The organism is Muricoccus radiodurans, assembly GCF_050154705.1.
GTDB lineage: Bacteria > Pseudomonadota > Alphaproteobacteria > Acetobacterales > Acetobacteraceae > Roseomonas > Roseomonas radiodurans.
Genome location: NZ_CP189561.1, coordinates 4,653,077 through 4,665,893 on the forward strand (window position 1 = coordinate 4,653,077; position 12,817 = coordinate 4,665,893).

Genomic DNA, 12,817 nt, shown 5'->3' on the forward strand with positions numbered 1-12,817 from the left:
GTGGCCCCAGGGGGAGGCGGAGCCTTCCCCTGGGCAGCCAGCACAACACCATGACGAGGCGGCGCGCCTGGGAGGTGCTGGCCAGCCGGACCGCGTTGCGGGACCGATGGATCGACGTGCGGGCGGACCGGGTGCGGGACGCCAGGGGGAACGTGCTCGATCCCTTCTACACGCTGTCCTATCCGGACTGGGTGCAGGTGGTGGCGATCACGCCGGCGGACGAGCTGGTGCTGGTGCGGCAGTACCGGCACGGGGTGCAGGAAGAGACGCTGGAGCTGCCGGCGGGGCGCATGGACCCGGAGGACGCCTCGCCGGAGGTGACGGCGCTGCGGGAGTTGCGGGAGGAGACGGGCTACGCGGCGCCGGAGGCGCGGCTAGTGGCGTCCCTGCGGCCGAACACGGCGTCGCACCGGAACCGGGCCTTCACCGTGCTGGTGCCCGGCGCGACGCTGAGGCACGAGACCGCGCATGAGGCGGGCGAGGACATCGCGGTGGAGCTCTGGCCCCTGGCGCGGGTGCTGGAGGGGTTGCCGCACGGGCTGCTGCCGCAGGTCATGCATGTGTCGGGGCTCACCCTCGCGCTGGTCGCGGCGGGGCGCCTGGATCTTCGGTTGAAGGAGGGGACATGACGGGCATTCGGGTGGTTCCGGCGGAGCAGCGGCACCGGGCGGAGTGGGACGTGCTCTATGCCGGCTATGCCGAGTTCTACAAGGTGAAGCAGACCCCTGAGATGCGCGACCGCGTTTGGGGCTGGATCCATAATACCGCGCACGAGACCTGCGCCTTCATCGCGGAGGACGCGGAGGGGCGCGCGGTGGGGCTGGCACATTACCGGGCCTTCGCACGGCCGCTTTCCGCCAGCACGGGCGGGTTCCTGGACGATCTCTTCGTCGATCCCCATATGCGGGGCCAGCGCGTCGCCGATGCGCTGATCGGCACCCTCGCCGAAGAGGGCCGCAAGCGCGGCTGGAGCGTCATCCGTTGGATCACCGCAGACACGAACTACCGCGGCCGGGCGGTGTACGACCGGCTGGCCAACCTCACGCCCTGGCGGACCTACGACATCCCGCTCTGACAGGGAGCGAGCGGGCCGGATTCACGCCTTCGGCCGCGAGCGGCCTCCGGCGAGCCGGCCTGACGCGGCGGGCGGCGCTCGCGACGCCGCTTCTGCTCGCGGGGTGTGCGGCCGAAGCGCAACCCCGCACATCCGTCGAGGCTCCCATCTCCGAATCACGCTCTGTCTGGCGCGATGCCGCGCGGGCGCGCGACATCCCCGTGCTCGTTCGCATGCCGGCGGGTCCTGGGCCCGCGCCGGTGGTCATCCTCTCCCACGGCCTGGGCGGCTCGCGGGAAGGTCTCTCCTATCTCGGCACCGCGCTGGCGGAGGCCGGGTATATGGCGATCCATCTCCAGCACATCGGCTCGGATGACAGCCTGTGGCGCGGGAACGGCGACCGGATCGCGCTGGCCGCGGCGGCGCTGGACGTGCAGGGCGCGGTGAACCGGCTGCTGGACGCGAAGTTCGCGCTGTCGAACCTGCCGCCGCGGGCGGATGCGTCGCGCGCGGCGATCGCGGGTCATTCCTACGGCGCCTGGACGGTGCAGCACATGCTGGGGGAGCGGCTGCCGGGCGGCGATCGCGGCCTGGGATTGCCGGATGCGCGGTTGAAGGTCGGCGTTGCGCTGTCACCGATCCCCGCGCGTGGGCTGCCGCCGCGCCTGGCCTATGGTGGCATCGCCGCGCCGCTGCTGCACATCACCGGCACGGAGGATCACGGCTTCATCGAGGGCGTGCAGGCGCCGATGCGCCGCCAGCCCTTCGAGCAGGCGACGAATCCCGGCGCGCTCGCGGTGCTGCGCGGCGCCGTGCACGCCTCCTTCGCCGACGAGCGGGAGGCAGGGGGGCGCTACGCTGATTCCACCTATCACGCGCGCGCGGCCGCGCTGTCGGTGGCCTTCCTGGACGGGGTGCTGCGCGGGGATGCCGCGGCGCTCGGCCGGCTGCGCGGCGGTGCGCCGGGGCTCGTGGCCCAGGGCGACGAGGTGATCCTTCGCGGGCTGTGAGGCTTGCCCTGGCCCGGCGTTGCGACGACCCTCCTGGCGGGAGGACTCACCATGCCACGCTATGATCTCGCCGGCCGCACAGCGCTCGTGACCGGCGCCGCCTCGGGCATCGGGCTCGCGACGGCGACGGCGCTGGCGGAGAACGGCTGCGCCGTCGCGATCAACTTCCTGCCGGGCGATCCGCGCGGGCCGGAGGCGGTGGCAAGGCTCCGGGCTGCCGGCGGGACGGCCGTCGAAGCGCCGGGCGCCATCGGCCGTGGCGAGGAAGCGGCGATGGTGGAGGCCGCGGTCGCCGCACTCGGCCGACTGGACCTGCTGGTGAACAACGCGGGCACGCCGGGCGTCACGCAGACCGTTGCGCCGAACGAGCTGGACCGCATCACCGACGATCTCTGGGACGCCGTGCTGGACACGAATCTCGTCGGTCTGTTCCGCGTCACGCGCGCGGCGGTTCCGGCGCTGCGGGCGGTGCGGGGCGCGGTGGTAAGCATCGCGTCGGTGGCGGGGCAGGGGAGCCGCGGTTCCTCCATGGCGTATGCCGCGAGCAAGGCCGGGGTGATCGCGCTGACGAAGCACCTCGCGCGCGGGCTGGGGCCGGAGATCCGGGTGAACGCCGTCGCGCCCGGCGCGGTGGACAGCACCTGGCAGATCGAGTGGACGGCCGCGCAGCGGGAGCAGTCCATCGCCAACGCCCCGCTCGGCCGCCGCTGCACGCCGGAGGACATCGCGGAGGCGATCCTGTTCCTCGGCTGCGCGGGTGCGATGGTGACCGGGCAGACGCTGACGGTGGACGGAGGCCTGACGCTGTAGTGCCGGACTTCTCGCACGAGCGGGAGGCGTTGGGCCGCGTCGCGGGCGTGGACGAGGCGGGACGCGGGCCGCTGGCGGGCCCCGTGCTGGCCGCGGCGGTGATGTTCGCGCGGGAGCCGCCGGACGATCTCGCCACGCTGCTGGACGACAGCAAGAAGCTGGATGCGCGTGCGAGGGAAGCGGCCTTCGGTGCGCTGCGCGATGCGTGCGCGTCCGGCCTCGTGCAGATCGGCATCGGCGCGGCGAGCGCGGCGGAGATCGGGCGCCTGAACATCCTCCGCGCGACACATCTCGCGATGACGCGCGCCGTCGCGCGGCTGCCGGTCGCGCCGTCTCTCGCGCTGGTGGATGGCAACATGCCGCCGCCGCTGTCGTGCAACGTGCGCTGCATCGTCGGCGGCGATGCGCGCTGCCTCTCGATCGCCGCGGCCTCCATCGTCGCGAAGGTGGTGCGGGACCGCGCGATGACCCGGCTTTCCGCGCGCTGGCCCGGCTATGGCTTCGACCGGCATGCGGGATATCCTACCGCGGCCCACCGGGCGGCCCTGGAGCAGCTCGGACCCTGCCCTCACCACCGCCGGGGATTCCGGCCGGTGGATCAATACCTTCGGGGGTGTTGCTGAGAGGTCACTTGACCGTGGAGTCCCTGCCGCACAACTATGGGGCGGGACCTCTCCGGGGGGCGAGGTCCGGGGGAATCATCGAGACGTGGGCACAGGTCTGGACCTGCCGCTGGACACTGTCCTGCGCGGCGATTGCCTTGACATGCTGCGGCGCCTGCCGCCGGCCTCGGTCCACGCGATCTTCGCGGATCCGCCGTACAACCTGCAGCTGAAGGGCGAGCTGCGTCGTCCCGACGACAGCATCGTGGACGGTGTGGACGAGGCGTGGGACCGTTTCGACGACCTCGCCGCCTACGACCGCTTCACCCGCGAATGGCTGACCGAGTGCCGCCGCGTGCTGCGCAAGGACGGCACGATCTGGGTGATGGGCGCCTATCACAACGTGTTCCGCCTGGGCTCGGCGTTGCAGGACCTCGGCTACTGGATCCTGAACGACGTGGTGTGGCGCAAGTCCAACCCGATGCCGAACTTCCGCGGCCGCCGCTTCACCAACGCGCATGAGACGCTCATCTGGGCCTCTCGCGGGCCGGAGAGCCGGTACCGCTTCAACTACGCCGCCATGAAGGCGATGAACGACGATAAGCAGATGCGGAGCGACTGGCTCTTCCCGCTCTGCACGGGTCCCGAGCGGCTGCGGCTGGCGGATGGCAAGAAGCTGCACCCGACCCAGAAGCCGGAGGCGCTGCTGCACCGGGTGATCCTGTCCTGCACGGCGCCGGGAGAGGTGGTACTGGACCCCTTCCTCGGCACCGGGACGACGGCCGCGGTCGCGAAGCGGCTGGGACGGCGCTACATCGGGATCGAGCGCGACAAGAGCTACGTCGCCGCCGCGGAGAAGCGCCTGGCCGCCATCGAGCCGCTGCCGGAGAGCGCGGCCCTGACCCTGCCCGCGAAGCGGGAGCAGCCGCGCATCCCCTTCGGCACGCTGGTGGAGCGCGGGCTGGTGCCAGCGGGCACGAAGCTGTGGGATCGCCATCGCCGCTGGGCGGCGGAGGTGGGGGCGGACGCGACGCTCCGCTGCGGCCGCTCCGCCGGCAGCATCCACCAGGTCGGCGCCGCCGTGCAGGAGGCGCCGTCCTGCAATGGCTGGACCTTCTGGCACGTGGAGAAGCGCGACGGATCGCTGCGCGTGCTGGACGAGCTGCGGGCCGAGCTGGTCCCGGGCCTCTGAGCCCGGCGCGCGGGCCGGGGCGCTTCCATCCTGCGCCGTCCCGCTGCCGGTCAGGACGGGATGCGTTTGCTCCGTCCGGGCCGGGTGCCCGTCATGGTGCATCGTCCGCTGATGAGCGTCTGGCGAGGACGCCAGGCAGACGGGCAGCGCGGCAGGTCGACGCTGGCCGGCTCAGCTCTCGTCGGCGCGGTCGATCCCTTGCGCGAAGAGCGCAGCGAGCCGGGCACGGAACGCGATCCCGTCGACGACATCGCCGGACATCGGTGCCTCGGCCAGGGACTGCTCCAGCTCCTCGCGCAGTTGCCGGAAGGTCGCCGCACGGTCCTCGGGCCGGACGCGCGACACGATCTTCTCCAGCGCGGCGAGAATGGCGCTTTCCAGATCAGGCGGTGCGAGCTGAAGGCGGCGGGGTCGCTTCATGAGCATCACCGGTCCTGGCCGCGACGATGTGGCTTCCGTGCTCGCGGATGCTCCGGAGCCTGCTCGGAGCGACCGCGGCCTGTCCACGGTGCGATACGCGGATCAGCTTTACAAACATTTTACCGTGGAGCCAATCCTGTGGTCTTAAATTGCGCCTTGATCGGGCTTCACCTTCCCTTGAAGAAGTCCGTCGCGGTACCGTTAGCCTGATCGATTGAGGCGTGGAACTCGGCTCGGTCCGCTCTTGCTTCGGCGCGGAGGTGCGACGCCATGACAAACAACTTTCCGCACGCTGACGTGGGACTCCGGCGAGAGGCAGCCCTGGCCGCCTATCAGGTGATGGATACCCCGCCGGAGCCGGAATTCGACGATCTGGTTCATGAGGCCGCAAGGCTCTGCAACGCCCCGATCTCCGCGGTGAGCCTGATGGACAGCCGGCGGCAGTGGTTCAAGGCACGCGCGGGCGTCGAGATCCGGGAGACGCCCATCGAGCAGTCCTTCTGCGCCTTGACGCCCCAGGATTGCGAGTTGCTGGTGGTTCCGGACCTGACCAGGGATCCGCGAACGGCGAACAACCCGCTCGTCGTCGGGGCACCCTACATCCGGTTCTATGCGGGTGCGCCGCTGCGACTGCCCGACGGCCTGCAGATCGGGTCCCTGTGCGTCGTCGATACGGTGCCGCGTCCGCACGGGCTCCATCCCTGGCAGCGGGAGCAGCTGACGCGAATGGCCCGCGGCGTGGAAGCGCTGCTTGACGCGCGGCGCCCCCCGAAAGCGTCGGAGGCTCCGGATCGCGCACCGCGGCGGGAATGGCCGAGGGATGTCTGCGAGCGGAACCTGCAGGAACTTCTGGACCACGCCCAGTCCCGGCGGCTTCATGGGGCGGAGGAACTCCTGCGCCTGACCATCGAGGCCCTCACCGCAAGGGACGACCCGTAGGTTCGGGTCGTTCCCCCGCCTGCGCGCCCGGCACTGGCGGGATTGCGCGAAGAGTCTTTCGAAGCCCGCTACAGGGCCCCGACGATGTCCTCCCACTCGGCCGCCAGGGACAGATCGCTGCGGCGCCGGCCGGCGCGCCGGTACCAGTAATCTGCATTCGCCAGATCGCCTTCCTGCCGGTGCAGGTAGCCATGCACCCAGGCGCCGTCCCGGGTCTCGACAGCCTGCGCTATCTCGTGAGCGCGCTCCCAGTCCCCGCGTTGCGCGTGCCACATCGCGGCAGGAAGGGGTGCGAGGCCTTCTGGCGTCGTGCGCCGCCTCAGATCGTCAGGATCCATCTTCTTCACCTGGCTTCGCCGTGCTGAAGGGGGCCGATCCTGCGCGATCGATCGTCGCCCGTGGCAGCGTGCTGCCGGTCTTCTCCGTTTGGCCCATCCGAGCGTCAAGGCGTGGCGGACGGTCTCCGGGCAGGGCTGCGTCCGGCCGGCAGGTCCGCACCGGTGAACCTTGAGCGGGATCGCGCGAGAGCGCCCTACCGCGCATGAACGGGGCGGCGTCGGATCGCGGTCCCTCGTTGAGGCGTTACCGGTGACGCACGGTTTGCGGCGGGCCGAAACCGCGGAAGAATGATCGATGGAGGAACCCATGAACATGACCGTCACACGCCGATCGGTCCTCGGTGCCGCGGCTGCGCCCCTTGTGGCGCGTGCCGCCCGGGCGCAGGAATCCTGGTCGCCGGACCGTCCCATCCGCATGGTCGTCGGCTTCGCGCCCGGCGGAGGCACGGACATCACGGCCCGTGCCATGGCGCCGCGCCTTTCCGCCCTTCTGGGGCAGCCTGTGGTGGTGGAGAACCGGCCCGGCGCGGGCGGCAACATCGCGACGGAGGCAGTGGCGCGCGCGACGCCCGACGGGCACACGATGCTGATGGGGACGATCGCGGCCCTGGCGGTCAATCCGGCCCTCTACGCGTCCCTGCCCTTCAATCCCCTGACGGACCTCACGGCGGTCGCCCTGGCGGTCACGACGCACGACGTTCTCGTCGTGCATCCCTCCACCCGCATCCGCACCGTGTCGGAACTCATCGAGCGGGCCCGGGGGGCGGAGCTTTCCTATGGCACGTCGGGGATCGGCACGGCGGGTCACCTCTCCGGCGAGTTATTCAACCTGCTGGCGGGGGTGAAGCTGACGCATGTGCCCTATCGCGGGGGCGGGGCCCTGGCCAACGACCTGCTCTCGGGCCAGGTCCCGATCTCCTTCGCCTCCGTCTCGACCGCGGCACCCATGGTGGACACGGGGCGGCTGGTCGGGTTGGCCACGACGGGGTCGAAGCGGTCCGACCGCCTGCCCGCGCTGCCGACGGTGGCAGAAGCCGGCGTCCGGGATTTCGAGAGCAGCAACTGGTATGGCCTTGTCGGGCCGCGCGGGATGCCGCCCGCCATGGTCGCGCGCTGGAACCGGGCGATGAACGAGGCCCTCTCCGATCCCGGAGTCCTGGACGTGCTGCAGCGGCAGGGGCTGGAGGCGGAGCCCGGCACCCCCGAGGCGTTCCTGGCCTTCATGCGGAGCGAGACGGAGAAGTGGGGCCGGGTGATGCGCGCGGCCGGGGCCCGCGCGGAGTGATCGGCGCCGGTCGGGGCGGTTGGATGAGGTCTGGAGCGGGGCCGGGGACGGCCTGATCGTCCAGATCCGCGACGAGAACCGCGGCGGCACCGGCGACGCGGGCTTCCGCACGCTGCGGTCGGAGATAACGTCGTCATTGTGGCCAAGCCGGTCGGCCTTCGCCTGCCATCCGACCAGCGGCGCGGATCAGATAGCCGGTCGGTGATCCCGGCGCAGCGTCGCCGCTGCGCCGGCCTTCGGGGTCAGTGCCAGGGCGTCGTTTCCCAGATGCGGCGGTAGCGCGCTTCCTGGGCCGGCATCTGCGCCTCCCACTCCGCACCCGGCAGGTAGGCCATCGGCAGTTCGAGCTGCCGTGCCCTCTCCGCCCACTCCGGCTTGGCGACGACGCGGGCCACGGCCTCCTGCAGGCGCGCCGCGATCTCGTCGGGAATACCGCGCGGGGCGCCGAGGCCGCGCTCGCTCGTCATCAGCACGTCGAAGCCTTCCTCCCGGAAGGTGGGGACCTCCGGCATCAGCTCCCAGCGCCGCTCGCCCATGCCGGCCAGGGGGCGCAGCGGCGGGTTCTCCTGGCCGAGGATGCCGATCTCGCCGAGGTTGAGGCCGGCCACGTCGATGTGCCGGGCGAGCACCGCATTCTTCACGAGTCCGGCGCCGGCAAAGGGGGCGTGGATGAACTCGGTGCCCGAGGCGGCCTGGAAGAGCGTCAGCCCGAGATGGTCGTCGGTTCCGACGCCGGAGGAGCCCACGCTGATGGAGCCCGGCCGGCGCTTCGCCGCCTCGACGAGGTCGCGGAGGGAGCGGTAGGGGGAGTCGCGGTGGACGACGAAGGCGGTCGGGTCGTCCACCAGCCGGGCGATCGGTCGGATGCGGGCGCGGTCGTAGCGGACGCGGCGCTCGATCGGCACCGAGATGTAGCCGGGCGTGTTGAGCGTGCCGAGCGTGTAGCCGTCGGGACGTGCGCCCTGAAGGGCGACGTAGGCCGTCTCGCCCCCCGCGCCGGGGCGGTTCACCACGACGAAGTTGGCCCCGGGCAGCTCGGCCGCGAGGGACTGCGCGAGCGCGCGCACCATCACGTCGGTCCCGCCACCCGGGGCGAAGCCGACGATCACCTCGATCGGCCGGCCGCCCGGCCAGGAGGCTTGCGCGAGCGCGGGCATCGAGAGCGCCGCGAGGCCGGTCGCGAGGGCGCCGCGGCGGGTCAGCAGAGGGGTCCTGGTCATGTCGTTTCCTCGGTTCGCTTCCTCGGTTTCCGGCGGGCGGTGTCCCGGTCGCGTTCAGGCGGCGATGCGGAGCCCGCCCCGGACCACGATCGCGCCCTCCAGCGCGGGCAGGCGGCCGGAGAGGACGGCGACGATGCTCTCCGCCGCGCCGGTGGACATGCCGACCGCGCCGTGCGGGGTATTGGCGGCGAGGTGCGGCGTTGGCAGCACGCGCGCATGGGTGCGCAGCGGGCTCGCCGCGTCCAGCGGCTCCTTCGCGAAGACGTCCACCCCGGCCCAGGCCAGGTGACCGGACTCCAGCGCGGCGAGCAGCGCCGTCTCGTCCACGATGCCGCCGCGCGCGGTGTGCACGAGGATCGCGCCCTTCGGGAGCATCGCGAGCTCCGCGGCGCCGATCATCCCGCGCGTCGTGGCGTCGAGCGGGCAGTGCAGCGACAGCACCTCGGAGCGGGCCAGGAGGGAGGGGAGGTCGGCCACCCGCTCGCCCGGCCCGGGCAGCGGCCCCGGGGACAGCAGCGGGTCATAGGCCGCGACCCGCATCCCGAAGGCGTCCGCGAGGCGCGCCACCTTCGAGCCGATGGCGCCGTAGCCGACGATGCCAAGGGCCGTGCCGTCCACGTCGCGGGTCATGCGCGACGTCTTCTCCCAGAGCCCGTCGTGCATCCCTGCCGCGACGGAGGGCAGGTCTTTCAGCAGGGAGAGCATCAGCGCCATCGCGTGCTCGGCGACGGAGCGGGAATTGGCGCCGGCGGCCCGCGTCACCGTCAGGCCGCGCGCCTCGGCGGCGGGCAGGTCGATGCCGTCCACCCCCGCGCCGTGCCGCGCGACCACGCGCAGCGCGGGCAGGGCGGCGTCCATGACGGTGCCGTTGATGATCCCCTGCCGGTGCAGGATGGCCACCGGCCGATGCTCCGCGATCGCGGCGAGGAGCTCGGCCTCCGACGGGTAGCCTGACGTGCAGGGGACGGCGTAGCCGGCCGCCTCCAGGATGGCCACCGCCTCCGGCGCGAGGAAGGCGGCGGTCACGAGGACGGAGGGGCTCGTTGCACGATCAGGCATGGGTGTGATCCTCGGGAGGGAGTCAGGTGAGGCCTTCGCAGCCCAGGCGGCGCAGCGTCGCGTCCACCCAGGAGGCGTCGTGGGTGCCGGCCTGGATGTTCGCCATCTGCTTCGCCTCGGCGGCGGACTTCGCCGCGGCGGCGGCGTGCACCGTTTCCACCTCCGCGAACGGGACGCAGAGCAGGCCGTCATCGTCGCCGAGGACGAGGTCGCCCGGCTCGATCACCATGCCGTCGATCGCGACGGGGACGTTGATCTCGCCCGGGCCGTCCTTGTAGGGGCCGCGATGCGTCACGCCGGCGGCGAAGACGGGAAAGTCCTGCCCGCGGATGGCGGCGCTGTCCCGGATGGCGCCGTTGATGACGATGCCGGCGAAGCGGCGACGGACCATCTGGGCCAGCATCAGCTCACCGATGATGGCGTTGGTCAGGTCGCCGCCCGCGTCCACCACCAGCACGTCGCCGGGCTCCGCGATCGCGAGGGCCTTGTGGACCATCAGGTTGTCGCCCGGGCGGGTCTTGATGGTGAAGGCCGGGCCGGCGAGGACGCCGCCTCCGTGCATCGGGCGCAGCCGCGGGCCGCCCGCCGTCATACGGGACATCACGTCGCTGACATTCGCCACGGGCAGGGCGCGGAAGCGCTCGACCGCCTCGGGGCTGACCTTGCGGCCGCGCGACAGGATCCTGAAACCAGCGGTCATCGCCTCATCCTTCCGGGATCACGCGGGGTGCTTAGCCCCGCTTCGGACCAAAACACAATCAGATTTCGAAATATGGCCCTATTCCTTCCAGGGCCGCCGGTCCCATAGCGCGCGGAGCGCGGCCTCTCCACCGAGCGCCGCGTCCCGGTAGGCCGCGCCCACGAGGGGGCGGAGCGGCAGCCCGGCCCGCGCGGCCGCCTCGGTCCAGGCCGGATCGGCGAAGACAGCGGCCAGCGCGGTCTCCAGCGCCGTCCGGATCGGTTCCGGCAGGCGCGGTGGTGCGAAGAGTCCCCGGCCGGCGGAGAAGGTCAGGTCCGTACCGCTCTCCCGGTAGGTCGGGATGTCCGGCGCGGTCGGGTCCCGTCCCTCTGCCGCGAGGGCGAGGCCGCGGATGGCGCGGTCGCGCAGCAGCGGCACGGCCTCGCTGATGTTGAAGGCGCCGACCTGGAGTTGTCCGCCGAGCAGCGGCACGAGGAGCTGCGAGGTGCCGTTGAAAGGCACGTGGTTCAGGCGGATCCCCGCCTTCTCCTCCAGCAGCAGGGCGGCGATGTGGTCGTCCCCGCCGATCCCCGCCGTGCCGTAGGAGACGTCGCCCGGGCGGGCCCGCGCGGCGGCGAGCAGGCCCGGCAGGTCGCGCAGCGGGCTGTCGGGCCGGACGAAGAGCCCGCAGGGATCCTCGACCACCTGGGCGAGGTAGGTCAGCTCGGCCGGGCGCCAGCGGACGGCTCGCTCGATCGGCTGACTGAGGACCGTCGGCGTCGCGCAGGCCCCGAGGGTGAAGCCGTCCGGCGCCGCGTTCGCCACCGCCTCCGTGCCCACCTGGCCGCCGGCCCCCGCGCGGTTCGAGACCACGATGCGAGCGCCGCCCAGACGGGCGGAGAGGAAGGGCGCGACCGTCCGGGCCATCGCGTCCATCCCGCCGCCCGGGGCGAAGGGGACGATGATCTCGATCGGGCGGCCGGCGGGCCAGGCGGGCTGGGCCAGGGAAGCTCGGGTCAGGCCCGCGGTGGCCAGGCCGAGCGCCGCCCGGCGGCTGAGAGGGGATGCGCGCATGCCCGGTCGTTCCTTCCCGTCCCTGCGGCTCCGCTTGACAGGAGCGCGTTGTGCCCACCTATAACGCAACGCCATTTCGATAATCAACCCGGATGTGAAGTCCGGGGCCGTCCGGGAAGGAATCCACCATGTTGCAGCGCCGCCATGTCCTCCGAGCCGCGGCCGGAACGGCCCTCCTCTCCGCCGGGCGCGCCGGGCAGGCGCTCGCGCAGGGGGAGGCGTGGCCCTCCCGCCCGGTCCGGGTCGTTGTCGCCTGGGCGCCAGGCGGTGCCGTGGACACGATCGCCCGCCGGGTCGCGCAGAAGCTTTCCGACAGCCTCGGCAAGCCCTTCGTGGTGGAGAACAAGTCGGGTGCCACGGGCACGATCGGCGCCGCCGAGGTCGCGCGCGCCGCGCCGGACGGGCACACGCTCCTCGCGATGGACAACACCTACGCGATGCTGCCCTACCTCTTTCAGCGCCTGCCCTTCGACCACGCCGCGGCGTTCCGGCCGGTGACGGTCAGCGCCTTCTCCCCTGTCATGCTCGCGGTGCACCGCGACGCGCCCTGGCGCGACCTGGCCGCCCTGATCGAGGCCGCGCGGCGGGAGCCGGAGAAGATCACCTACGGCACCGGGGGCATCGGCTCCGCCCCGCACTTCGCCACCGCCGCCTTCGGGCAGGCGGCCGATGTGCGGCTGTTCCACGTGCCCTTCCGCGGCGCCGGCGAGGCGGTGACGGCGGCCCTGTCCCGGCAGGTGGACCTGGTGATGGTCTCGCTCGGCTCCGCGCTCGGCCATGTGCGCGGCGGGCTGCTGCGCCCGCTGGCAATGAGCGGGACGCGGCGGACGGAGGCGCTGCCCGACGTGCCCACCTTCCGCGAGGCCGGGCTGCCGAATTTCGGGCCGAACGGGCAGGGCGTGGTGAACTGGTCCGGCCTGGCCGCGCCCGCGCGCACGCCGGACGCGATCGTGGCCCGCCTGCAGCAGGAGGTCGCCAAGGCGTTGCAGGCGCCCGACATGCGGGAATTCCTCGCCGCCCTCGCCTCGGACCCCGGTGGCATGCCGCCCGCCGACTTCGCCGCGCTGCTGACCGAGGAGACCAATCGCTGGCGCGACGTGGCGGGCGGCGCCGGCATTGAGCGGCAGTAGCCACC

General features: G+C 72.4%; 15 protein-coding genes. 9 read left to right on the top strand and 6 right to left on the bottom strand.

What is annotated here, in order from left to right:
- Window positions 1–50 precede the first annotated feature (50 nt).
- The 6 genes from ACP6CK_RS21840 (at window position 51) to ACP6CK_RS21865 (ending at window position 4,668) form a co-directional block, all read left to right on the top strand.
- Window positions 51–629: an NUDIX hydrolase gene (locus ACP6CK_RS21840; RefSeq protein WP_426955422.1), complete on the top strand. Its 579-nt coding sequence runs from the start codon at window positions 51–53 to the stop codon at window positions 627–629.
- Complete coding sequence (locus ACP6CK_RS21845) at window positions 626–1,075, top strand: N-acetyltransferase family protein (RefSeq protein WP_426955423.1); 450 nt, start codon at window positions 626–628, stop codon at window positions 1,073–1,075. The genes ACP6CK_RS21840 and ACP6CK_RS21845 overlap by 4 nt, the downstream gene beginning before the upstream one ends.
- A 212-nt stretch (window positions 1,076–1,287) precedes the next feature.
- A complete protein-coding gene (locus ACP6CK_RS21850) occupies window positions 1,288–2,064 on the top strand; it encodes an alpha/beta hydrolase family protein (RefSeq protein ID WP_426955424.1) in 777 nt (258 codons plus the stop codon).
- 51 nt (window positions 2,065–2,115) lie between these two features.
- Window positions 2,116–2,874: an SDR family NAD(P)-dependent oxidoreductase gene (locus ACP6CK_RS21855; RefSeq protein ID WP_426955425.1), complete on the top strand. Its 759-nt coding sequence runs from the start codon at window positions 2,116–2,118 to the stop codon at window positions 2,872–2,874.
- Window positions 2,874–3,497, top strand: coding sequence for a ribonuclease HII (locus ACP6CK_RS21860; RefSeq protein ID WP_426955426.1), 624 nt, complete (start codon window positions 2,874–2,876; stop codon window positions 3,495–3,497). Before ACP6CK_RS21855 ends, ACP6CK_RS21860 begins: the two co-directional genes overlap by 1 nt.
- 85 nt (window positions 3,498–3,582) lie before the next feature.
- Entirely contained in the window at window positions 3,583–4,668 is a 1,086-nt protein-coding gene (locus ACP6CK_RS21865) for a site-specific DNA-methyltransferase (protein WP_426955427.1), read from the top strand.
- A 171-nt stretch (window positions 4,669–4,839) separates the two neighbouring features.
- On the opposite strand, the gene ACP6CK_RS21870 is transcribed toward ACP6CK_RS21865, so the two are convergent.
- On the bottom strand, window positions 4,840–5,097 hold the full coding sequence (locus ACP6CK_RS21870; RefSeq protein ID WP_426955428.1) for a hypothetical protein: 258 nt from the start codon (window positions 5,095–5,097) through the stop codon (window positions 4,840–4,842).
- A 261-nt stretch (window positions 5,098–5,358) separates the two neighbouring features.
- Here ACP6CK_RS21870 and ACP6CK_RS21875 point away from each other — a divergent pair, with 261 nt between their 5' ends.
- A complete protein-coding gene (locus ACP6CK_RS21875; protein ID WP_426955429.1) occupies window positions 5,359–6,027 on the top strand; it encodes a GAF domain-containing protein in 669 nt (222 codons plus the stop codon).
- A gap of 68 nt (window positions 6,028–6,095) precedes the next feature.
- On the opposite strand, the gene ACP6CK_RS21880 is transcribed toward ACP6CK_RS21875, so the two are convergent.
- The gene (locus ACP6CK_RS21880) at window positions 6,096–6,365 is read right to left on the bottom strand and encodes a hypothetical protein (RefSeq protein ID WP_426955430.1); all 270 of its coding nucleotides are present in this window, start codon (window positions 6,363–6,365) and stop codon (window positions 6,096–6,098) included.
- A 313-nt stretch (window positions 6,366–6,678) separates the two neighbouring features.
- Between ACP6CK_RS21880 and ACP6CK_RS21885 the strand changes: the two genes are divergently transcribed.
- The gene (locus tag ACP6CK_RS21885; RefSeq protein WP_426955431.1) at window positions 6,679–7,650 is read left to right on the top strand and encodes a Bug family tripartite tricarboxylate transporter substrate binding protein; all 972 of its coding nucleotides are present in this window, start codon (window positions 6,679–6,681) and stop codon (window positions 7,648–7,650) included.
- 242 nt (window positions 7,651–7,892) lie between these two features.
- Here ACP6CK_RS21885 and ACP6CK_RS21890 read toward each other — a convergent pair whose 3' ends face one another.
- From ACP6CK_RS21890 to ACP6CK_RS21905, 4 genes are all read right to left on the bottom strand, one after another.
- Window positions 7,893–8,870 (bottom strand): tripartite tricarboxylate transporter substrate binding protein, encoded by a 978-nt coding sequence (locus tag ACP6CK_RS21890; protein WP_426955432.1) that lies wholly within the window; start codon window positions 8,868–8,870, stop codon window positions 7,893–7,895.
- A 54-nt stretch (window positions 8,871–8,924) separates the two neighbouring features.
- Complete coding sequence (locus ACP6CK_RS21895; protein ID WP_426955433.1) at window positions 8,925–9,929, bottom strand: hydroxyacid dehydrogenase; 1,005 nt, start codon at window positions 9,927–9,929, stop codon at window positions 8,925–8,927.
- 22 nt (window positions 9,930–9,951) lie between these two features.
- Complete coding sequence (locus ACP6CK_RS21900) at window positions 9,952–10,629, bottom strand: RraA family protein (RefSeq protein WP_426955434.1); 678 nt, start codon at window positions 10,627–10,629, stop codon at window positions 9,952–9,954.
- 78 nt (window positions 10,630–10,707) lie between these two features.
- Window positions 10,708–11,682: a Bug family tripartite tricarboxylate transporter substrate binding protein gene (locus tag ACP6CK_RS21905; protein WP_426955435.1), complete on the bottom strand. Its 975-nt coding sequence runs from the start codon at window positions 11,680–11,682 to the stop codon at window positions 10,708–10,710.
- Window positions 11,683–11,810: 128 nt separating this feature from the next.
- On the opposite strand from ACP6CK_RS21905, the gene ACP6CK_RS21910 reads away from it, so the two are divergent.
- The gene (locus ACP6CK_RS21910) at window positions 11,811–12,812 is read left to right on the top strand and encodes a Bug family tripartite tricarboxylate transporter substrate binding protein (RefSeq protein ID WP_426955436.1); all 1,002 of its coding nucleotides are present in this window, start codon (window positions 11,811–11,813) and stop codon (window positions 12,810–12,812) included.
- Window positions 12,813–12,817: the final 5 nt, after the last annotated feature.